Origin of the sequence: Kolteria novifilia, from assembly GCA_007748055.1 — a bacterium.
In the GTDB taxonomy this organism is placed as follows: domain Bacteria; phylum Planctomycetota; class Planctomycetia; order Kolteriales; family Kolteriaceae; genus Kolteria; species Kolteria novifilia.
Genome location: CP036279.1, coordinates 3,645,974 through 3,666,830 on the forward strand (window position 1 = coordinate 3,645,974; position 20,857 = coordinate 3,666,830).

Below are 20,857 nucleotides of genomic sequence, written 5' to 3' on the forward strand. Positions count from 1 at the left end.
CGACGAGAGTCCTTGCTCTTGTCCGATTTTCCGTGCTCTTTCTTCCCGTGGTCCTTCTCCCCGTGGTCATGCTTGCGGTGATCCCAGCGTCCGCGATGATGACGAGCATGCTCTCGGCGGTGATCGTCTCCGTGACCGCGTTTTTGTTCGCCGCGATCCTTGTCCCCACGGTCCTCGCCGCCGTGATCCTTGCGATGACGGTCATGACGAGCGAACTGATGGCCTCGATCGTCGTCACCACGACCGGCGCGTCTCCCGCGGCGATCGTCGTCTCGACGTCGGTCATCGTCCCGGTCACGACGATCGCGCGATGCCCGCTCGCTGCGATCCTTCGGCTCTTGATCGCGATCGCGTTTGGACCAGTCGCTTCGCGGGCCCCGCATCCACGGCGGCGGTCCCTGGCGGTCCGATCGACGTTCGTCTCTATCACGTCGTTCTGGCGGCTGAGCCACCGCCGGGGCGGCGACGATCGTCGCCAAACCAGCTACTGTCAAGAACCACACCCATCGAGGCATCGTTGCGCTCCCTTCGGCTACGTGTTGACTTGGCCCCTGTTCCCCACGCCCACCACCGTCGGCCTGTTTTTCACGATCCCCTGGAGGTCGATGGTGATGTCCTGCCGCGTCCCTCATCTCCACCAACCGTGTTGCTGACTTGACGGTCAGGAAATGCTTCGTCGGTGCTGAGATGACGTTCATTCCGAGGACATCATGTGATGACGTGACAACCATCAATGGAACTGAGACCCAAACCGTTCCGTCCACCGACAAAGGCAATTTTCGTCCCGGCCTCGGCATTGCGAATGCCTCGCTCCTGGTCTTGGCGGGGACAACCTCATGGAAGCTCGTTCTCGCCTTGGCCCACTTCAATCAACGGACTGCTAGTCTCCTGATTGGCAAGTTCGTTCATTGAAATCTCGGCCCTGTGATCGTGCGAAAAATTGCCCCGATCACAGGCGTCTCCCGCATGTCCACGGCGAGCGTGGGCATGGCACCCAAGAGTCCCTTGAGCAATGAATTGACCAATCAGGACACTAGCAGAGCGTATCGCAATGACGGCGAAGAATCGAGTTGGGAGTCTGGTCTCCCAGCCGTACGATCTTTCCATTCCCAATCGAACGAGATGGACCTTTCTGGAGTCCGAGATGTCTTGTCGGCCCGCAATGGGGATTGCGTTGGCGGCCGAGTTCATTGGACAATGGAGCTTCTCGCGATCAGGGGCGGTACGCCCATGCTCTCGACGGGGTTAGTTCATCTGGCGGGTTCGGGTGCCATGCCCACGTTTGCCGTGGGTATGCGGAGAGAACGCCCGTTGGCGGCGCGTTCGTCTCACAGGCTGGCAAGCAGCCAGTGGCACCCGGAACGTTTGGATGGTCCAGTGCGATGGTGGCCTGATTGGCAAGTTCGTTTCATGGAACCTCGTTCCCCAGTCGTGCGAGAGTGTGCTGAATCCGAGTCGTTTCCCGCCTGCCCACGGCAAGCGTGGACAGCCACCCAAGAATCGTTTGGGGCAACGAACCAGCCAATCGCGACACCAGAGTCAGACTGTCGCCCGAGGGCCGTTAGTGGAGTGAGGAGGATCGAGACGCATCATGGATCAGTTGCCCGCCGCGCCCGAGGACGAGATCGACTTCCTCCGGAACGGGGGAAGTGAGGCGCTGGCGGCTCTCTTCTCCAGGTACCAGAAGAGGCTCGAACGCATGGTGGCGCTACGGCTCGATCGGCGACTCTACGCCCGAGTCGACGCGGCCGACGTTCTCCAGGAGGCGTACCTCGAGATCTCGCGGCGAATCGACGACTATCTGGCAAAGGAACCAGCGACATTTTTCGTGTGGATTCGACAGATCACTTGGCAGATCTTGCTAATGACGCATCGCCGCCACTTGGGGGCCCAGCGTCGCTCGGCTGGCCAGGAGGTCTCGCTGCGGTGGACGGGACCCGATGGAGGAACGTCGGTCTCGCTCGCGGGATTTCTCGTCGCGCATCTGACCTCGCCCAGCCAGGCGGTGATTCGGGAAGAACGCTACGCTCAACTTCGTGACGCCCTCGATCAGATGGACCCGCTCGATCGGGAAGTTCTCGCCCTGCGTCACTTTGAGCACTTGGGGAACTCGGAAGTTGCCGAGGTGCTCGACATCCAACCGACCGCCGCCAGTAACCGGTATGTTCGAGCTCTCAAGCGACTCAAGCAGATGCTCGAGTCGATGCCCGAGATTCGAGGTGAGGATCGGTGACCGTCGCGCGTCGGGCGCGTCGAGGCTCCACGGACTCTTAGGGTTGTCTTTCTCTCGTTGAGGCGCGCGTTCGTCGTCATGGATCACTCGGACCACGATCGAAACCCGGTGGAGGTGCTGGCGGAAGAGTTCGCCGGCCGTCTGCGCCGGGGTGAACATCCGACGATCGACGAGTACGCCAGCCGCTACACCGATCTGGCGGAGGAGATCCAGGAGGTCTTCCCCTCGATCGCGATGATCGAGGAGCTGAGTCGGCACGAACACGCCGAGGTCGATCGCGTTCAGTCCCGGACCTTGCTCAACAGCAAGCCGCTCGAGCGATTGGGCGACTTTCGGATCATCCGAGAGATTGGCCGCGGCGGCATGGGGGTCGTTTTCGAGGCGGAACAGGAATCGTTGGACCGTCGCGTCGCGGTCAAGGTGCTCTCCGCCAGCGAGATGCACTCCCCTACCCGACTGCAACGCTTCCTGCGTGAGGCTCACGCCGCGGCAAGCTTGCACCACACCAACATCGTTCCGGTCTTCGGCGTCGGCGAACACGAGGGGCTTCACTACTACGTGATGCAGCTCATCCAGGGAGCCGGGCTCGATGTCGTTGTCGCCTACCTGCGGCAAAGCGGCTCCCCCGAGTCGCCCGCGTCCAAGTCCGATCCCTCCTTTGTCGCCAATGCCGCGACGATGCTCCGCAGCGGCGAAATCCTTCGCTGGCATTCGCGTCGTTCGCAGAGCGACACCTGGCCGACCCTTGCGAAGACGGCAGCGATGACGACCGCGACGCACTCGCGGCCCCTCTCCGAAAGCATCGAGACGACGTTTCATCCGGATGAGGCGCCCTCCGCGACCGATCCGGATGTCGCCGAGTCGCGCGATCGGGATCATGACGAAGCCGTCGGGGCCATCAAGCTCGACGATTCCTACTGGAAGAGCGTCGCGTGTGTCGGGCTCCAGTTGGCCGACGCGCTCTATTACGCCCACGGCCAAGGGGTGCTTCATCGCGATATCAAGCCGTCGAATCTCCTGCTCGACCACAACGGAGCCGTTTGGATCACCGACTTCGGGCTCGCCAAGCGGGATGAGATGGACGACGTCACGAAGACCGGGGACCTAGCGGGAACGCTCCGGTACATGGCGCCCGAACAGTTCAACGGCAAGGGGGACGCTCGCACCGATATCTACAGTCTCGGAGTGACCCTCTTCGAGTTGTTGACGCTACGTCCGGCCTTCGAGGAGACCAAACGCGGCTCGCTGATCCGCATGATCACCACCACCGGGCCCGAATCCCCCCGCAAACGTTGCCCCACGATCCCGCGCGACCTGGAAACGATCGTGACCAAGGCGACCGCGAGCGAGCCGGAAGCACGCTACCAAACCGCCGGGGAGTTGGCGGACGACTTGCAAGCCTTTCTCGACGACCGGCCGATCAGGGCTCGCCGGGCGACCTCGGTGGAACGGGCATGGCGCTGGGCGCGGCGCAATCCCGCCCTGGCCTCCTCGAGCGCGGCGACACTACTGCTGCTGGCACTCGTCGCGATCGTCGCCACCGTCGGCAACGTTCGGACCAATCGGGCGCTGCGCGATCTTCGCGATGAGCGTCAGATCACCCTCAGCGCCCTTGAGCGGGCCGAGACCGAACGCAACCGGGCCGCCAACGAGTCCAGACGCGCCGAGGCGAACCTGACCCTCGCGGTCTCGGCGCTCGATAAGATCATGGCGAACATCTCCGCGCGGGGATTGCCGATCGCCCTGGAGTGGGATCTCGGCGAGGGCGATCAACCGACGCCGACGACGACGGTGCTGACCAACGCCGACGCGGAACTGCTACAGGGACTGCTAAGTTTCTTCGACGAGTTCGCCTGCCAGAACGGTGGGGAGTTGCACCGGGAACGGGCGGAAGCCTACCGCAAGGTCGGCGACATCCGGCAGCGTCTCGGGCAGTACGACAGCGCCCTGGTCGCCTATCGGGAAGCCGAGGGAATCTACGACGAACTCACGAACATGGACGCGACGCCGGAAACGACTGTCGCCCAAGCCAACATCTTGATCCAGATCGGTCTCGTCCGCGACTTGGCGGGGGACTTCCACGAGGCTCGGACCGCATTCCAGGCTGCGATTGACTTTCTCGAGGGCCAGCCTGAGGCCGTCCGTCTGCACGAGGAGGTTCGCTTCAAGCTCGCTCACGCGTGTCTGTCGTTCGCTTCGGCTCCCGTAGGAAGCAGCATTCTCTCGGGTGGCCCCAAGCCCCCCTCACGCGACAAGGACCGTCGGCATCGCTCGCGCGAGTTCCGGTCCTCGGACGGTTCCAAGCGTCGGTTTACGCAAGATTCGTTCGCCCCCCCCCCTGCGGACGCGTCCGAGGAACGACGTCCCCGGACGCCCTTGGCCCAGGGCCCTCCCCAGTCGCCACCGCGAGACGACCGCAGCGTCTCACCGTCCCCAAGGCCGCCCTGGTGGTTGCCGCTCTTGGGACGCTACCGCCGCGAGGCGTTGGCGATCGTCGAGGAGTTGATGGCGGAGGATCCCGGCCGTCCCGAGTACCGGCTCTTTCTGGCCCGCTGTCTTCTCTCGTCGCATCATTCGTCGCGTTTCCACGGCGACTACGAGAGCGCTCGGGCCTCGCTCGAGGAGGCGATCTCGCTGCTCGAACATCTTTCGCACGACTATCCCATGGAGCCGCGCTACCGCTACGAACTGGCGGAGACGCTCCTGAGCTGTAGCGGGCGTCGTCATTCAGAAGAGTCGAAGGAGCTGGCGTGTGATCGCATCTCCCGGGCGGTGGCGATCACGAACGAACTGACCGCGGCGTTCCCGAGAATTCACGAGTACAGCGCCCTGCTGGCCGGGGCGCAGGGTCGGCTCGCGTCGCTCTATCATCGGGATGACCACTGGACCGCGGCCGAAGGGCACTACCTCGCGGCGATCGGTCGCCTCAAGCCGTTAGCATCCCAGTTTCCCGAAATCGCCCTGTATGGCTTGGCACTGGCTCGTTTCCAGTTGGGCTATGCCGAACTCGAGCTTGATCAGGGCCAGTACGAGATCGCCCAACGCCGACTCGAGACGGCGATCGACGACTTTCGGCCCTACACGCGGACGATGCACGAGAATCCATTCGTCCGAGGGATGCAGAAACGCCTAGAACATAGCTTGTCGCGAATCGCTCGTAAGATGAAAAGAGACGAAGAGACCGTCGACAGCAATCCCCCGAAGCTTCCGGGCGAGTCGAACTCGTCCAGTCAACCCGCCACTCGTGATGTGACCAAGCAGGAGACGAAGTCATGACTTGGCCTTCCCCCGCCCAACGCGTCGGTTCGCGTTGTCTCGCCTTTACCCTCGTGGAACTCTTGGTGGTCATCGGCATCATGGGAGTCCTGATCGGACTGCTGATGCCCGCGGTGCAGTCGGCTCGGCTCGCCGCCGGCCGGACGCAATGTCTGTCGAATCTGAAGAATATCGGCGTCGCGTTTCACCAGTACCGCGATCTCTTCAACGATTACTACCCCGACGCCGCCCTACTGCCGAGCGTCACACCGACCAAGCCGACGATCTTCGACGTCTTGTCCGATCACGTGGAGAAGAACCAGAAGGTCTTCGAGTGCCCCTGGGACAACGAGTTCTTCAAGGTCGAGGGACTCAGCTACGAGTATCCCTCCCACCGCGTCGGCAACAAGCGTCACCCCGAATTGCTCGAATCGCGCGGCGGCACCATCTACCGCAGCGATCAGGTCATGATTCTCTACGACTACGAGAACTTTCACGGAGTGCCGGGTAGCGGTGGTCGCAATTTCCTGTTCGCCGATGGCCACGCCGAAACTAACTAGAGGACCATGCGATGAGCAACGTCAATCGAACCAACCACGCTGCGATGCGAAGCCCGTCGAAGAAGCCCGAGGGGACTTCGTTCATGAAACAGAAACGCACCATGCTGCTGAGTATCGGGGTCGCTCCCTTGCTCCTGGGCGGCGCTCTCTGGGCATGGTGGCCCTTCGGCGACCCGCAAGTGGTCCAAGCTCGGGCTCTGGCCAAGCAGGCCTTTAGCGAGGAAGCCCGCAAGTTGCCCGAGGAACAGCGTCGGGAGTTGGGCAAGCAGTTTCGCGATCACATGGAGTCATTGACTCCCGAGCAGCGGCGCGAGGTCTTCAACAACGAAGATCGCCGCCGCCGCGACGAGGAGCGACTCAACGCCTTCTTCCTCATGCCGCCGGAGAAGCGGACCGAGTATCTCGACAACATGATCGACGAGATGCAAAAGCGCCGCAAGGAGTGGGAGAAGCGTCGCAAGGAACGGGCTCAGAACGAAAGCGCCCGCAAAGATAGCAAGGACGGTCGCGGGAATGACCGACGGCGTGGCGACCGCCCCAGACGCACCGCGGAAGATCGCGTCAACCGCCGCCAGGACCGGCTCAACGACAGCTCCGCCCAGGAGCGGGCCAAACGGACCGAGTTCTTCACCCAGCTTCGCAACCGCATGAAGGAGCGTGGCATTAGCTCCGGTTGGGGCCGTCGAGGCCGTTAGAACCGCCAACTACTCCAGGAGCGCTGGCCCGTCGGGGTGGCGCTCCTACTTTCTACCTCCCTCTGATCGCCGCGCCGCCGACCATTGCTCGAAGGCGGCGCGAATCTTCTCCAAGCGATCCCGATTCACGCCAAAGTCCGAGTAACCAACTCGCGCCGCCGAACGGCACGCGATCATCTTCGTCCTTGCGTCGATGAGGAACTCCAGATCGTCGACGAAGCGAAAGACTCGGCTGCGAAACTCGACATGCAAATAGTCGCCGGCCCGGGTCACGATGCGCGAGCGCGGCATCGACTCGACGATGCGAACGAGTTCATCCATCGCTTCGTTTGGCGTTCCCTCGAACCGTAAGGGCTCGATGCGGTGCTCCGTGTCGGACGCCTCGCTCGAGACGCAGTTGGGCGACCCTGGGCAACCGGAGAGTCGCCCCTCACGCATGCCGATGTTCCTTGCCGGGCCCGTGCTCAGGCTCAACACCGCGAGAGCGACGATGGGGACGAGGACCACCAGGGCGACAGTCAACAACAGGACGTACATCAGTTTCGACAATCTCGTTCAATCCTTCATGGCCTCGATGTACCGCTCGGCGGATCGCACCATCGCGGTCTTGCCGTGGCGGTCGACCACGCGGTCCCACCAGGCACCATAGATCCGATCGAACTCGTATGGTTCGAGGGCGGTGATCACGCGCTCGACGTGGCTCGCGGGGAGCGGGATGTAGTTGGGAAAGGAGTACATGAAACTGACCCAACGACGATCGGCGACGACTTGCAGGATGTCGCCCGCCAGCACCGCCCCACGCTGCTCGGCACCATCGCGCCAGTGCAAGACGGTTCCGCCCGCAAAATGCCCGCCGCAGTTGACTAGCGTCAGACCGGAACCGATCTTCTTGTGCGTCCCTTCCCAGTAGTCGATCAGCGGATCGGGGCGCATCACCCACTTCCGGTCGTTGGCGTGAAGCAGGATCGGAGCCTCGAAGGCGCGGGCGCACTCGACCATCCCCGTGTAGTAGTGGGGATGCGAGATGGCGATCAGGGAGATTCCTCCCAGGCCATGAATCATCGCGATCATCGCCTCATCCCACAGCGGGATGCAGTCCCAGAGGACGTTGCCATCGGGATGACAGACGAGTAAGGCCCGCTGCCCGATCGCGAAGCTCGGTTCCATGCCGATTCCGACCAGACGCGGCTCCTCAAGCCGGACGCTGGTGCGATGACTTCGTCGAAGCTCGGCCAGCGTGGTCCAGCGTTGCCCCTCCCAGCCGACGAATTGGCGTTCGTCCGTGCAGATGGCGCATGATTCCGGCGGCGCCGCGGACTCGGCGAATTGTGCTCCGCAAGTGACGCAGATGAAGTGGGGCATGGCGTTCTCCGATGGGTGGACTAGGGATGCCCTGCACCGTCAAGTATACGCGCCGGGAGCGGGAGGATGCAGCAAGTCGATGCCGAAGGCATTGAACGGGTACGGACGGGGTTACGTGAAGTGTACCCAACCACCGCCGCTTCCAACTGGGAGAGGACGTTCAATACTCCCCTCTCCCGTCGGGAGAGAACGTTCAATATTCCCCTCTCCCGTTGGGAGAGGACGTTCAATATTCCCCTCTCCCGTCGGGAGAGGACGTTCAATATTCCCCTCTCCCGTCGGGAGAGAACGTTCAATATTCCCCTCTCCCGTTGGGAGAGGGGTTAGGGGTGAGGGGTACTCTTCCGAGAAGTGACTGAATCATGGTGGGAGAACCCTTCACTCCCTCACCCGGCTCGCTTCGCTCGCCGAATTCTCCCCGAGATGAAGTGAAGAGGCTCGTTCGTAATCAGCCGAATGATAGGATCTTCCCGCATGCCCACGACGAGCGTGGGCATGACACCCAGCATTTCGCGGGGCACAAAATCGCACTTGATGACAAGCAGCCAGGGGTACCTGAATGACGCAGCTTGATCAGTTCATCCTCGGTCAACTCGGCGACAACCCAACCGCGACTAACGGTCGATTTCGCCCATGACGATATCGAGGCTGCCGACGATGGCCGAGAGGTCGGCGATGAGGACGCCGGGGGCCAAGGCGCCGGTGACCGAGAGATTGCAGAAGCTCGAGGACTTCGCGCGACATCGAAGTGGCTTGGGATCGTCCTGGCCGACGACGTGAAAACCCATCGCCCCGCGCGGACACTCGGTCTCGACGTAGACCTCGCCAACGGGCACCTTGAGGGCTCGCGGCAGATCGGCGCGGTGGCTTCCCTCGGCCGTGACGTAGGCCTTGGCGGCTTGGCGAACGAGGCTCACGCTCTGGACCACCTCACGCATCCGGACGTAGTAGCGGTTCCAGCAGTCCCCGACGACAGTCTCCTCGGGAGCGTCGTCGAAAGGCGCGACCTCGACCTCCCACTTGAACTCGTCATAGGGGAGATATGGCCGGCTAACGCGAAGGTCGTCATTGACGCCGCTGCCCCGGAGCACCGGTCCGCTACAGCCGTACGATTTGGCCATCTCCGGCGAGATGACGCCGATGTTCGCGGTCCGCTTGATGAAGATGTGGTTGCGTGTCAGGAGCGTGTGATACTCCTCGATTCGCGGCTCGAAGTAATCGAGAAACGCGAGACACTTGTCGAGCCAGCCATCGGGCAAGTCGTCGTGAGCGCCCCCGACGGTGATGTAGCTGTAGGTCAACCGAGCGCCGCAGACCTCCTCGAAGAGATCGAGGATCTTTTCACGTTCGCGGAAGGCGTAGAGAAACGGGCTGAAGGTGCCGAGGTCGAGCCCGTACGTGCCCATGCCGACCAAGTGGCTGGCGATCCGGTTCATCTCGGCAATAATGATTCGCAGGTATTGGGCCTTGGGCGGGATCTCGGTTCCCATCAGCTTCTCGGCCGCGACCGCGAACCCCAGATTCATGTTCATGCCCGAGAGGTAGTCCATCCGGTCGGTGTACGGGATGTACTCGATGGTCGAGAGGTTCTCGCCGATCTTCTCCGCACAGCGGTGCAAGTAGCCGATGTGGGGAACCGCGTCGATGACGACTTCGCCGTCGGTGCGAAGAACGAGTCGCAACACGCCGTGCGTTGATGGGTGCTGCGGTCCCATGTTGATCAGGAGTTCGTCGGTACGAACATCGAACTCGACGTCCGCGGGATCTTCGATCGTGTACGACATCGGCGACTATTTCCGTTGGCGGCTCGGTGCGTGGGCTTGTTCGTTCGGGCCTGACCCGATTACTGACAGCGAATCCCGTGGTACTCGAGCGGGAACTCGTAATCCTTGCGAAGCGGGTGCCCGACCCAATCCTCGGGGCAGAGGATCCGGCGAAGGTTCGGGTGACCGGTGAACCGAACCCCCATCAGGTCGAAGATCTCCCGCTCGTGCCAGTCGGCGATCGCCCAGACGTGGGAGACCGTCGGGCACTCGGGCAACTCACCCTCGACATCGCCCTTCCAGCGCGGCAAGAGAACCTTGAGCACGAGGTCGTGGCCGTGGGGGTAGCTGTGCAGGTGGTAGACGATCTCCAGCCGGGGCTCGATCTCGAGTTTTTTGGCCTTGCGGGCGTCGGTGATCAAGTAGTCGACGGCGCTTTGGTTGCGGAGATAGTCGAACAGGAGCTGCTCGTCGTCGCGGCAGAATTGGGCGACGTCGGCGATCGCCTCGGGAGCGATCTCGACCCAGGGGTCCATCGCTTCGACGTTCTTACCGGTGATCGCGTCACCGAACTCCTCGGACAGACAATTGGCGATCTCGTCGGCGTTCACGCTCCACTCCTGACGTTGTTCATGTTGATCTGAACGACCGAGGGCGCCGGGTGACCAGAGTGGTGCGGCATCGGAAGCTCGTTTTCAGCCCCCTTGGCGATCCGCTCTCCGCGAACCTTGTCCTGGATCCGCATCACCCCCTCAATGAGGGCCTCCGGACGGGGAGGACATCCCGGGACGTAGACGTCGACGGGAACGACCAAGTCGACCCCCTTGACGACGTGGTAGCCGTGAATGAAGTACGGGCCACCGCCGCAGGTGCACGCCCCCATCGCGATCACATACTTAGGATCGGGCATCTGGTTGTAGAGACGGCGGATGCGGCTGGCCATCTTAAAGGTCACCGTGCCGGCGACGATCATCAGGTCGGACTGGCGGGGCGTCGCCCGGAAGGCGCCGGCACCGAACCGATCCAAGTCGAATCGGCTCGCCCCGGTCGCCATCATCTCGATCGCGCAACAGGCCAGCCCGAAGGTCATCGGCCACAGGCTCGACTCGCGGGCCCAGTTCAGGGCTTGTTCGAGGGTGGTGGTGACCACGCCCTCTTCCATCTTCTGGTCGATCCACGCCATCGGCTTCGGTTCCTCGTCGAAAGATCGAATGGGCATCCGCAAGGATGCCTCTTAATTACTGTAGCGTTTCCCACGTATCGCCTGCGCGAAGGGAACGTCGTGCACGTACCTGAATGACCGGCGTCTCTCACATGCCCGCGCGAGCGTGAGACTCATTTGGCATGCCCACGCGAGCGTGGAGCATGGCGCACTGGATGCTCAGAACTAGACGCTGAGCGACGGACTCTTCGTTCCGCTGGGGGGCCCATCGCCGGCGGCCGTCTTCACGGCCCGTTCTCGCGCCATCGCCCGAACCCAATCGAGATCCCCTCGCTTCCAGACATAAGCGAACCCGACCAGCACCACGCCGAAGAAGACCAGCAGGTCCATCAGGGCGACCCGCTGCAGGAAGCCTGCGGCGTCGGCCGCGACCGGGGTGACCGCCTCGACATCGGCTTCTCCCAACAGTGCGGCGCTGACGTGCTGACGTTGCCCCTCGCTCAGGGTCGACTTCGCCAGGGTCGTCGCTTTGCCGAACACGACGGCCCAGGGGAAAAAGAAGGCGATCTCGACATCAAAGACGATAAAAAGCAGCGCCACGACGTAAAAGCGAATGTCGAACTGGGCGTCGCTACCACCGATGGTCGGCTCGCCACACTCGTAGATGTCCCCCTTCTCTTTCGAGGGATTGTGGGGGCGGAGGAACCAACCGAGCAGCAGCGGCGCCAAGAGCATCCCGATCGCGACGGCGGCGAATAGAAACAGAGCGCCGGTGAACAACACGGGACGAAAACTGAAGTAGTCCATGCGAAGTCGCTCTCAGTCTTGGTTCGGTCCGGCCGTCGGTTCGGCGGCGACGGTGGAAGAGGATTCGGGATCATCGGTCCAGAGAGGCTGCCGTCCGCGGAAACCAGCCTCGATTTCATGCCAGTAGCGTATTTGGCTCTCGCCCAATTTCCAGCAAAGAAAGACGACCCGGCCCTCGTGTTCGCAGGGGAAATCGAGCAGCCCGTCGGCCTCGCCTTTGAGCAGAACCCCGAGTTCGTCGAGTTCCTCGGCATATTCGGCGACGCGGGCCTGCTTCATCTCGAGGCGACGCTTGACGTCGTCGAGTTCCTCGCGGTGCCCTTCGGTGAGTGTTTCGGGATCGATGGAGAGGATGTCCTTGCACGCCTCGTAGTCGGTGACGAGGTCGCGATAGGCGCCGGAGACGTCTTCGGCGATGCGCCGCACCAGCGGCAGCATCTTGTTGGCTTGCTCGGGCGTAAAGAGTCTCTTGGGAACGTAGTCCACGGTGTCTTTCTGTTGCGTTGACTGGAACCAAATGTCCCGAAGTCGGCGCCGCCGTTCAGCCCTCGGTCGCCTCCGCGGCAGGTTTGGGCGCGGCTTTCTTTTTCGGTGCCGGCTTCTTCTTCGCTTCGACTGGCTCGGGAGGCTTGACCCAAACCGGCTCGGTGATGACTTTGGACTCGATCACCGCGGTCGGATTGAGGGTCGCTTGTCCCCAAGCGATCTCGAGCGGGAGCTTCGCGTAATCGACGACGCATCCGTCCCGACTGTAACAGCTCAAGTCGTGATTCGAGCCCATGAAAATGCACTCCACGGGGCAAGGATCGACGCAGAGCGAGCAAAACATGCACTTGGTGTAGTCGATCATGAACCCGTTGACGCGGAAGCCCTTCCCCGTCGGGTTCTTTTCCTTGTGAATATAGATGCAGTCGACGGGGCAGGCCTTCGCGCACTGGTCACAGCCGATGCACGTGGTCAGGTCGAAGCGGTGAAAGCCCCGGTAGCGTGGCGAGACGGCGACCGGAAGCTCGGGATACTCGAACTTCTCGGTAAACGTCCGACGCTTGGGATCAAAGGTCCGGAAGAAATAGCTGATCGTGACCAGCATGCCTTTGGCGACAGTCTCAACCGTCGTGTAGACATTTCGGAACCATTCTCGCATGGATCGACCCGCTCTCGTCTGATGCCCCAATCAGAGTGACAGCCTGGTGCGCTGCCCGTTCGCCCGGCATTATAGCTGGACGACACGGCCTGCGGAAAGGCGCTGTTTTGGGTTTTGTGGAAGGAATGTCGGAGACCCCCTAGCGGAGCAACCGCTGGATGTCTTTCACCAGCGATTGGCCGCTCTGGAGGTACGCGGGAACGTCCTGAAGTTGTTCCGTTTTGGTTAGGATCGAGGAGATTTCTGACGGAACCGGGAGCTTTTGTGGCTTCTTCGGGTCCGTTTTCGGGTCACTTCTGTCCGAAACCGCGCTCAATTGGCGGCTCCGCGCCGTCGCCCAGCGACGGACCTCGTCGATCGTCTCATCCGAGGGAAAGAGCAGCGCCGCGTGAGCGATCCCCGTCAGCAGATCGTCGGCCCGCTTCGTTTCGCCTCGTTGGAGGAGTTCCCTGGCCCGAACGACCGCGGCCGACAAATGAGCCCTCGCCCGATCTTCCGCGGAGCCCTCGTGGTCGGAACTGGCCTGTCTTTGGAGAGTCGCGACGAACTCCCTGATGCCGACATGATCGGACCACAGCGTCCGCGCTTCGCGAGCCAACTTCAGCGCCGCAGCGGTCTGGCCCTGCTGGGCCTTCGCTTTGGCTTGATCGAATAGGAGTAGGGCATCCTGGTGATCGAGGGCGTGGCGCTCGGCCTCCTCGGCGACGAGTTTGCCGATGATCGCCCCGGTCTCCAGCGACCCACCCGCCAAGTGCGGCACCGTTGGTTTCGGGCGCTCGTTGGCCACCGAGCGGATGATTGCCTGCGTCTTCGCCATCAACTCCGGAGACGGCCCCTCGGGCGCCGTGGGTGGCGAGCTTCCGCCCTTCTCGGCCGATTCCTCGGCGGTTGCTTGCAGGCAGCCGAGGGCGAGCGAGCAGATCATCGCTGGAATCGCCGCGAGAACGGGGAAACGGCTCATCGTGATCGCGGATCCGGAGCGTGTTTCAGTGACCACCATCATGATCCCTCAGGGTGCTCTTGCCTCTTCCGTCTTCCCTATTGTAAGGGAGAGCCTCTTCCCTCCCCCCTTGTCGATTGGGGGAATGCGGGGGGCCGGTGTCTCGGATGTCCGCTTTCGAGAGATCTTCTCTAAGAGACCCCCTCTAACTCCCCCTCGGACAAGGGGAGCAAATGAACGGTCCCTTGGACAAGGGGAGCAAATGAACGGTCCCTACTTCGTCAGCGTGGCAGCCTTTTGCTGCTGATTCTCGGCGAGCCAGCGACGCCAACGCTCCTTGTCATAGCCGAAGTTGACGTTCGTCAGCTTGTAGAGCGAACTGAGGACCTCGCGGTTGTTGAAGTCCTTGACGATCACCTGTTTGCCCGAACCGCCACCGATGGTCAGGCCGCCCGAACCGCCCGTCGTGCCGCCATAAGTCCCCCGCATGATCCCGTCGGGGCCGACCTGCATCGTCCGCACGGAGTAGCTGTAGCCGCTCAGCGATCGGGCCTTGTCGGCGAAACTCGGGGCGTAGACGTACGAGTGCCGCGTCACGAGTGCCTCGATCAGGGCGGAGTAGATCGTTTCGTCGCCGATCTCTCCCAGGAGTTCCCCCGCTCTGTTGACCGCCAAATTGTTGCTGTGACCGAGATAGCGAGTCACTTCCGCCAAAAGGGCCGGCGACTTGCGGTCGAGAAGAGCCTCGGCGGCCGCGTCGCGATGACCGCTGACGCTGTCCTCCAAAGCGGCCCGCAAGAGAGCAGCAGTGCTTTCATCCCCCTCAATTCCCTTGAGAACCTCGACGAGCAACCTGCGTTCGGGGTCCTGTCCCTTTTCGCCGAGCAGGGACAAAAGCGGTTCGACGGCTAGCGGGTCGTCGATGGCGAGTAGCTCGTCGGTCGCCTCTTGCCGCCTTTCAGGGCGGTCTTGGCGAAGCCACTTCTGCCAGACGCGGATGTTGCGAAAGTACTCGCGACGTTGGTCTTGGCGGTCGGCGTCACGGATGGCGGCATCCCGCTCTTGGGGCAGGACATAACGCCCCTTGTACTTAACCATCCCTTGGGACTTTTTGTACTCCTCGCGGGTCATCCAGACGCCGTTGTAGAGACTGTAGCCAAGTCGTCGGCGTGCCTCGGCGTGGTTCGGGTCGAGCTGGATCACCTTCTCGAGGAGCTTTTCGTATTCGTCGTCCATGTCGTGTTCGAGACACCACATCGCGAGGGCGAACTGGTCCTCGGCCGTGTTTTTCGCCTTCGTTGCCTCGGCCTGGTAGGCGGCGGTGGTCCGTTCAATCCGGAGGACTTGGGAACGGGAGACGGTTTGCTTGCCAATCTTGGTTTTGATGACGAGTTTCTTCTCGTTGGACTCGTCGTCGAGGACGCGACCGCGGATGAATCCGCCGCCCCGCTTGTGCACGACATCGGCGCGGAGAGCGACCGGAGCGAGAAGCAGGATCGTCAGGATAGGTAGCAGAATGCGGGGTCTGGACATTGAGCCCTCCACAAGTCGCCCTTTCACAGACGGTGACTTGGCGCGGGAATAGGCGAACTCCCCAGGCGCTCGATTGTAAATCGAGCCGGGCCAACGGTCAACGATGCGAGTGGTCGGAGGGGCGATGGCAACGAGTTCCGGGTCGGTTTGCCGCGGGAGCGTTCGAGAAGCGGGCATTCCGCGTTTGATGCTCGTCGGGGCGGCGCCGCGGCGCGAGGAGTTTGCCGACGGTCGTCCCGTTGTCCGAAGCTTCCGACGGCTGCGCCGCACCGGTAGCGAAGCAACCGGTGCTAGCCAAGACGTGGCTGAAAGTGTTGGGCGCCGATTGAGGAGGTTCAAGGAGCGCGCCTTTGAGAGACCCCCTCTACCTCCCCCTTTGTACGGGCCGGAGTCAAGGGTAACAGGTGTTCGGGGACATGGGTAACACGTCCTCTTCTTCGGTTTCGGGGGTGGAACGGACGGAGGGAGCGTTTGAGAAGCGGGCATTCCGCGTTTGATGCTCGTCGGGGCGGCGCGAGGAGTTTGCCGACGGTCGTCCCGTTGTCCGAAGCTTCCGACGGCTGCGCCGCACCGGTAGCGAAGCAACCGGTGCTAGCCAAGACGTGGCTGAAAGAGTTGGGCGCTGATTGAGGAGGTTCAAGGAGCGCGCCTTTGAGAGCCCCCCTCTACCTCCCCCTTGGACAAGGGGGAGCAAATGGACGGCCCTTGGAGAAAGGTGAGCCCTTGGGTCACGGAAGCCGAACATGACGCGGCTTTCTCCTCTCCACTCTCTCCGGACACCTCTCTCGGGGCGCAGCCCCGCTGGGCGCTGCCCCGCCGTTCACGTACAACGCCATGACACGGATGAGATGAAGGACGAGGAACACGATTCGATGACGCCATTGACGCAGAATGACCCGAAGGCAATTCAAGACCGCTGGACCAAGCTGTGGGACGAGGGAAAGCACTTCCAAAGCGCCCCCGATCCCTCGAAGAAGCCGTACACCATCGTCATTCCTCCTCCGAACGTCACCGGAGCGTTGCACCTCGGCCACGCCCTCAACGGCACCCTTCAGGACGTGATGATCCGTTTCAAGCGGATGCAGGGCTTCGAGGCACTTTGGATTCCGGGCGCCGACCATGCCGGCATCGCGACCCAGGCGGTCGTGGAGAAACGGCTCTTCGAGCAGGAAAAGCTGACGCGCCACGACATCGGCCGCGAGGAACTCGTCCGCCGTATTTGGGCGTGGAAGGACGAGCACGAAGACCGCATCATGCGGCAACTCAAGGCGATGGGCGTCAGTTGCGATTGGAGCCGCTGGTCGTTCACGCTTGATGAGACCCGAGCCCGCGCGGTTCGCGTCACCTTCTTCAACATGTTCCGCGACCAGTTGATCTACCGCGGCAAGCGGCTGGTCAACTGGGACGTCCAGCTCCATACCGCCGTGGCCGACGACGAGGTCTATCACGACGAGGTCAAGGGACACCTCTGGCACATCAACTACCCCGTCGAGGGTAGTGATCGGTTGCTGGAAGTCGCCACGACCCGCCCCGAAACAATGCTCGGTGACACCGCCGTCGCGGTTCATCCCAAAGACGAACGCTATCTGGATCTGATCGGCATGAACGTCGTGCTGCCACTGGTTGGCCGGAAGATTCCAATCATCGCCGATGGGCAGCTCGTCAATCCGGAGTTCGGGACCGGCGTGGTGAAAGTGACGCCCGCGCACGACCCCAACGACTATGCCTGCGGCCTGCGCAACAAGCTCGAGATGATCAACATCCTCGAGCCGGATGGACGAATCAACGAGAACGGCGGCAAGTTCCAAGGGCTTAAACGCGAGCAAGCCCGCAAGTCGGTCGTCGAAGCTCTCGAAGCCGAGGGGCTGGTCGTCAAGGTCGAGGATCACGTCCATCAGGTCGGGCACAGCGATCGCAGCAAGACGGCGGTCGAACCCTATCTCTCGGACCAGTGGTTCATCCAGATGGATGAGCTCGCCGAGAAGGCGATGGCGGCGGTCCGCGAGCAGCGGGTCAAGATTCACCCGCCCCGCTACGCGGACACGTACCTCTCCTGGCTGTCGGAGAAGCGCGACTGGTGCATCAGTCGACAGCTTTGGTGGGGGCACCAGATTCCGATCTGGTACGCGCCGAACTGTTCGGAGGTAGACCTTGAAAAGGCCTTCGCCGGTCGGGACGATGTCGTCTGGCAGGAGGACAAGGAGAACGATCGCTGGCTTCTCTGTTCGCTGGAGGACTTGGCGGAGAACGCGGTGCCCGGCACCACGCTCCAGCGCGATCCCGATGTGCTCGACACGTGGTTCAGCTCGGCGCTTTGGCCGCATAGCACGATGGGATGGCCCGACCACACCCCCGATTTGGAGTACTACTACCCGACGAGCCTCTTGAGCACGGCTCGCGAGATCATCACCCTCTGGGTCGCCCGCATGGTCATCATGAGCGACTACAACATGGGCACGATCCCCTTCTCCGACGTCTACATCCATCCGGTGATTCAAGACGGCAACGGCATGCCGATGAAAAAGAGCCTTGGCAACGGCGTCGATCCCTTCGACATCATCGAGAAGTACGGCGCCGACGCGATGCGTTACACCCTCGTCTCGATGGCGACCGAAACGCAGGACGTACGACTGCCGGTCAAGAAGGAGAAGGTCGATGGCGGCCGCCAGATCAACACCTCCGAGAAGTTCGAGATCGGGCGGAACTTCGGAACGAAGATTTTCAACGCGGCGAAATTCTCGATCCTGAACCTCGAGGGTTTCATCGCCGGTCCTGTCGACGAAGACGAACTGATGATCGAGGACCGCTGGATTCTCGATCGACTCTCGCGCACGACGCGGAGCGTGACCGAAGCCCTCGATGGCTACCGCTTCAACGACGTCGGACGGACGCTCTACGACTTCGTCTGGAGCGAGTTCTGCGACTGGTACATCGAAATCGTCAAACCGCGCTTCCGCGACGAGAAGTCCAAGGTGACCGCGCAGCGTGTCCTCGCGGCGGTCCTCGACGCGATCGTCCGTTTGCTTCACCCGGTGATGCCGTTCGTCAGTGAGGAGATCTGGCAGGCGCTGGGCGAAGTGGCTCCCTCACGCGGCGTGCCGACCCCGTCGACCGCCAACGCGGTGGTGACGACCGCTCCCTGGCCCAAGCCGCTGCCCTCGTGGGAGAACGACACGATCGCCGCTCAGATGAGTCTGTTGCAGGACGTGATTCGCTGCGTGCGCAACATTCGGGGCGAGTTCACCGTCGATCCGAAGTCCTCGGTCGACGTCGTCGTCGATGGTGACGCCGAGTCCTCCGCGTTTCTCTTGACGAATCAGGAGACGATCAAGCTGTTGGCGAAAGTGGGCAATTTCTCGAGTGAATCGAACGCCAGCCGTCCGGCGATGGCCGCGGCCCACGTCCTGCCGACGTGCAAAGTCTACGTTCCCTTGGCGGATCACATTGATCTCGATGCCGAGTTGGGTAAGCAGGAGAAGAAGAAGACCGACCTCGAGAAGAGGCTCAAGGGAGTTGATGCCAAACTCTCCAACGAGGGGTTCGTTTCCCGGGCTCCCGCCGAGGTCGTCGATCAACAGCGGCGATTGCGCGACGACCTCGTCCGACAAGTCGAGGCCGTGACCGCGATCATCAACGAATTGAACGCCTAGAAGGCTGCGCTCGGAACGTTCGTCGAGATTGCCATGCCCACGCTTGCATGGGCAGGCTTTCGAATGACAGGCGTTTCTCCCATGCCCACGCAAGCGTGGGCCTGGCACCCAACCGCAGTGAAGGAAACAACATCGCTGAAGTGACCCAGCGAACTTGTCAATCAGGACACGAGCGGAACTCGGGCCGGTTTCGCGATCTCCGAAGAGGATGAGACCCCATGGCGAGCCATCGCGGCAAGTGGACGACGTTGATCTGCGCCGGGATCGGCACGGTGATGACCCTCATCGATGCCTTCGCCCTGACCATTGCCGTGCCCGACATCCAGAAAGAGATGGGCGTCTCGGTCGCGACACTGACTTGGGTACTCGTCTCATACCAACTCTTCTACGCCGCCCCGATGGTCTTCGCGGGCAAGCTTGGCGATATGAAGGGGCACAAGGGCATCTTCATCATCGGGATGGTGATCTTCACCGGGGCCTCGATCGCGTGTGGGCTCGCTCCGGAGATCTGGACGCTGATCATCGCCCGATCGATACAGGGGATCGGCGCGGCGCTGCTGGTCCCCTCGGCCGCCTCCCTGGTAAGCAACGCGTTCCCTGGGGAAGAGAAGTATCAAGCGACCGGCATTCTCTTCGGCATCGCCGGGCTGGGCCAAGCCTTCGGGCCGATGCTCGGCGGTGTGATGACCCAGTACCTCGGCTGGCGCTCGATCTTCTTCATCAATGTCCCGCTCGCCGCGGTGGCGCTGGTGGCGACTTTCATCTTTGTCCCTTCCCCGCCGAAAGTACCGCGAAAGGCGCCGCTCGACTTCGCGGGCGTGCTTGCGCTCACCCTGGCGGTCTTCGGCTTCGTCTTGGCGATGGACGAAGGGGACTCTTGGGGATGGCAATCGCCGTGGATCTTTGGCTTGTTCGGGGGAGCGATCTTCTTCGCGATCGCCTTCATCTACATCGAGAACCGGGCCCAAGACCCGCTCGTGCGACTGTCGCTGGTTCGCAACAAGGATGTCGCCGGGGCCGTGCTCGTCGGCTTCTTTCGCAACTTCGTCGCGGCCGCGCTGATCTTCTACGGAACGCTCTACTTGCAGAACATCCTCAAGTACTCCCCGACCGAGACGGGGCTGATGTTCCTTCCCTTTACGCTCATGGTGGTCGTCACCGGTCCGCTCGCCGGTCAGATGGCCAGCCGGATGGGGCCGAAGAGTCCCCTGCTCATCGGCCTCTTGTTCGTGACCGCTTCGCAATTGATCATGGCCAAGGCCGGGCACGACACCGGCTTTTTAATGCTTCTGGCCGCGATGTTCCTCGCCGGGACGGGGCACGGACTCGGCAGTTCGCTCGAAGCCCAGACCGCGTTGACCTCGGTTTCGGAGGAGGAGTCGGGCGTGACCGTCGCGCTCGTCTCGATGATGAGAACCATTGGCGGGCTGATGGGCATCGCCGGCTCGCAGGTCCTCTTCTCCTACACGCGGATCTCGCACTCCTACGGCAATCCGCCCGTGGGACCGACGCCCGACTTGCAGGACAACTTCTTCATTCTCGGATTCGCCCTGACGATGGATTGGGTCGTCGTCATGGCGATCGCGAGCTTCATCTTCGCGATCGTGTTGCTCTCCCCCGGAAAGACGAAGGGCAAAGTTCCGACCCACGTCCCCGCGGAATAGAAGCGGGGAACGGTCGACGTCGCGTTGCGCTGGACGGTTCATGGTGAACCGAGGGACTGGCCGACGAGTTGGTCTCTCTACTTGCCAGG

The 20,857-nt window shown here is 62.2% G+C and carries 17 protein-coding genes; 7 read left to right on the forward strand and 10 right to left on the reverse strand.

Features of this window, described 5'->3' with window-relative positions; genetic code table 11:
- Window positions 1-32: 32 nt before the first annotated feature.
- From Pan216_RS13260 to Pan216_RS13280, 5 genes are all read left to right on the forward strand, one after another.
- A complete protein-coding gene (locus Pan216_RS13260; RefSeq protein ID WP_145258451.1) occupies window positions 33-653 on the forward strand; it encodes a hypothetical protein in 621 nt (206 codons plus the stop codon).
- A 938-nt stretch (window positions 654-1,591) separates the two neighbouring features.
- Window positions 1,592-2,233 (forward strand): sigma-70 family RNA polymerase sigma factor, encoded by a 642-nt coding sequence (locus Pan216_RS13265; RefSeq protein WP_145258452.1) that lies wholly within the window; start codon window positions 1,592-1,594, stop codon window positions 2,231-2,233.
- Between the two features lie 78 nt (window positions 2,234-2,311).
- The gene (locus Pan216_RS13270) at window positions 2,312-5,509 is read left to right on the forward strand and encodes a serine/threonine-protein kinase (RefSeq protein WP_145258453.1); all 3,198 of its coding nucleotides are present in this window, start codon (window positions 2,312-2,314) and stop codon (window positions 5,507-5,509) included.
- Window positions 5,506-6,048: a type II secretion system protein gene (locus tag Pan216_RS13275; RefSeq protein WP_145258454.1), complete on the forward strand. Its 543-nt coding sequence runs from the start codon at window positions 5,506-5,508 to the stop codon at window positions 6,046-6,048. The genes Pan216_RS13270 and Pan216_RS13275 overlap by 4 nt, the downstream gene beginning before the upstream one ends.
- An 83-nt stretch (window positions 6,049-6,131) precedes the next feature.
- Entirely contained in the window at window positions 6,132-6,743 is a 612-nt protein-coding gene (locus tag Pan216_RS13280) for a hypothetical protein (protein ID WP_145258455.1), read from the forward strand.
- A 45-nt stretch (window positions 6,744-6,788) separates the two neighbouring features.
- Here Pan216_RS13280 and Pan216_RS13285 read toward each other — a convergent pair whose 3' ends face one another.
- The 10 genes from Pan216_RS13285 to Pan216_RS13330 all read right to left on the reverse strand — a co-directional run bounded on the left by Pan216_RS13285 (window position 6,789) and on the right by Pan216_RS13330 (window position 15,454).
- The gene (locus Pan216_RS13285) at window positions 6,789-7,292 is read right to left on the reverse strand and encodes a DUF1499 domain-containing protein (protein ID WP_419193618.1); all 504 of its coding nucleotides are present in this window, start codon (window positions 7,290-7,292) and stop codon (window positions 6,789-6,791) included.
- A 6-nt stretch (window positions 7,293-7,298) separates the two neighbouring features.
- Window positions 7,299-8,105: an MBL fold metallo-hydrolase gene (locus Pan216_RS13290; protein WP_145258456.1), complete on the reverse strand. Its 807-nt coding sequence runs from the start codon at window positions 8,103-8,105 to the stop codon at window positions 7,299-7,301.
- 614 nt (window positions 8,106-8,719) lie between these two features.
- Entirely contained in the window at window positions 8,720-9,889 is a 1,170-nt protein-coding gene (locus Pan216_RS13295) for an NADH-quinone oxidoreductase subunit D (RefSeq protein WP_145258457.1), read from the reverse strand.
- A gap of 59 nt (window positions 9,890-9,948) precedes the next feature.
- Window positions 9,949-10,479: an NADH-quinone oxidoreductase subunit C gene (locus Pan216_RS13300; protein WP_419193619.1), complete on the reverse strand. Its 531-nt coding sequence runs from the start codon at window positions 10,477-10,479 to the stop codon at window positions 9,949-9,951.
- A complete protein-coding gene (locus Pan216_RS13305; RefSeq protein ID WP_145263947.1) occupies window positions 10,476-11,051 on the reverse strand; it encodes an NADH-quinone oxidoreductase subunit B in 576 nt (191 codons plus the stop codon). The genes Pan216_RS13300 and Pan216_RS13305 overlap by 4 nt, the downstream gene beginning before the upstream one ends.
- A 204-nt stretch (window positions 11,052-11,255) precedes the next feature.
- Complete coding sequence (locus tag Pan216_RS13310; RefSeq protein WP_145258458.1) at window positions 11,256-11,837, reverse strand: NADH-quinone oxidoreductase subunit A; 582 nt, start codon at window positions 11,835-11,837, stop codon at window positions 11,256-11,258.
- Between the two features lie 12 nt (window positions 11,838-11,849).
- Window positions 11,850-12,323, reverse strand: coding sequence for a DUF2203 domain-containing protein (locus Pan216_RS13315; protein WP_145258459.1), 474 nt, complete (start codon window positions 12,321-12,323; stop codon window positions 11,850-11,852).
- A 55-nt stretch (window positions 12,324-12,378) separates the two neighbouring features.
- Window positions 12,379-12,981, reverse strand: coding sequence for a 4Fe-4S binding protein (locus tag Pan216_RS13320; protein WP_145258460.1), 603 nt, complete (start codon window positions 12,979-12,981; stop codon window positions 12,379-12,381).
- A gap of 139 nt (window positions 12,982-13,120) precedes the next feature.
- A complete protein-coding gene (locus tag Pan216_RS13325; RefSeq protein ID WP_145258461.1) occupies window positions 13,121-13,942 on the reverse strand; it encodes a hypothetical protein in 822 nt (273 codons plus the stop codon).
- A gap of 252 nt (window positions 13,943-14,194) precedes the next feature.
- The gene (locus Pan216_RS13330; RefSeq protein ID WP_145258462.1) at window positions 14,195-15,454 is read right to left on the reverse strand and encodes a HEAT repeat domain-containing protein; all 1,260 of its coding nucleotides are present in this window, start codon (window positions 15,452-15,454) and stop codon (window positions 14,195-14,197) included.
- A gap of 872 nt (window positions 15,455-16,326) precedes the next feature.
- Here Pan216_RS13330 and Pan216_RS13335 point away from each other — a divergent pair.
- A complete protein-coding gene (locus tag Pan216_RS13335; RefSeq protein ID WP_145258463.1) occupies window positions 16,327-19,104 on the forward strand; it encodes a valine--tRNA ligase in 2,778 nt (925 codons plus the stop codon).
- 218 nt (window positions 19,105-19,322) lie between these two features.
- Window positions 19,323-20,768, forward strand: a complete 1,446-nt coding sequence (locus Pan216_RS13340) for an MFS transporter (protein ID WP_145258464.1) — start codon at window positions 19,323-19,325, stop codon at window positions 20,766-20,768.
- Window positions 20,769-20,857 lie beyond the last annotated feature (89 nt).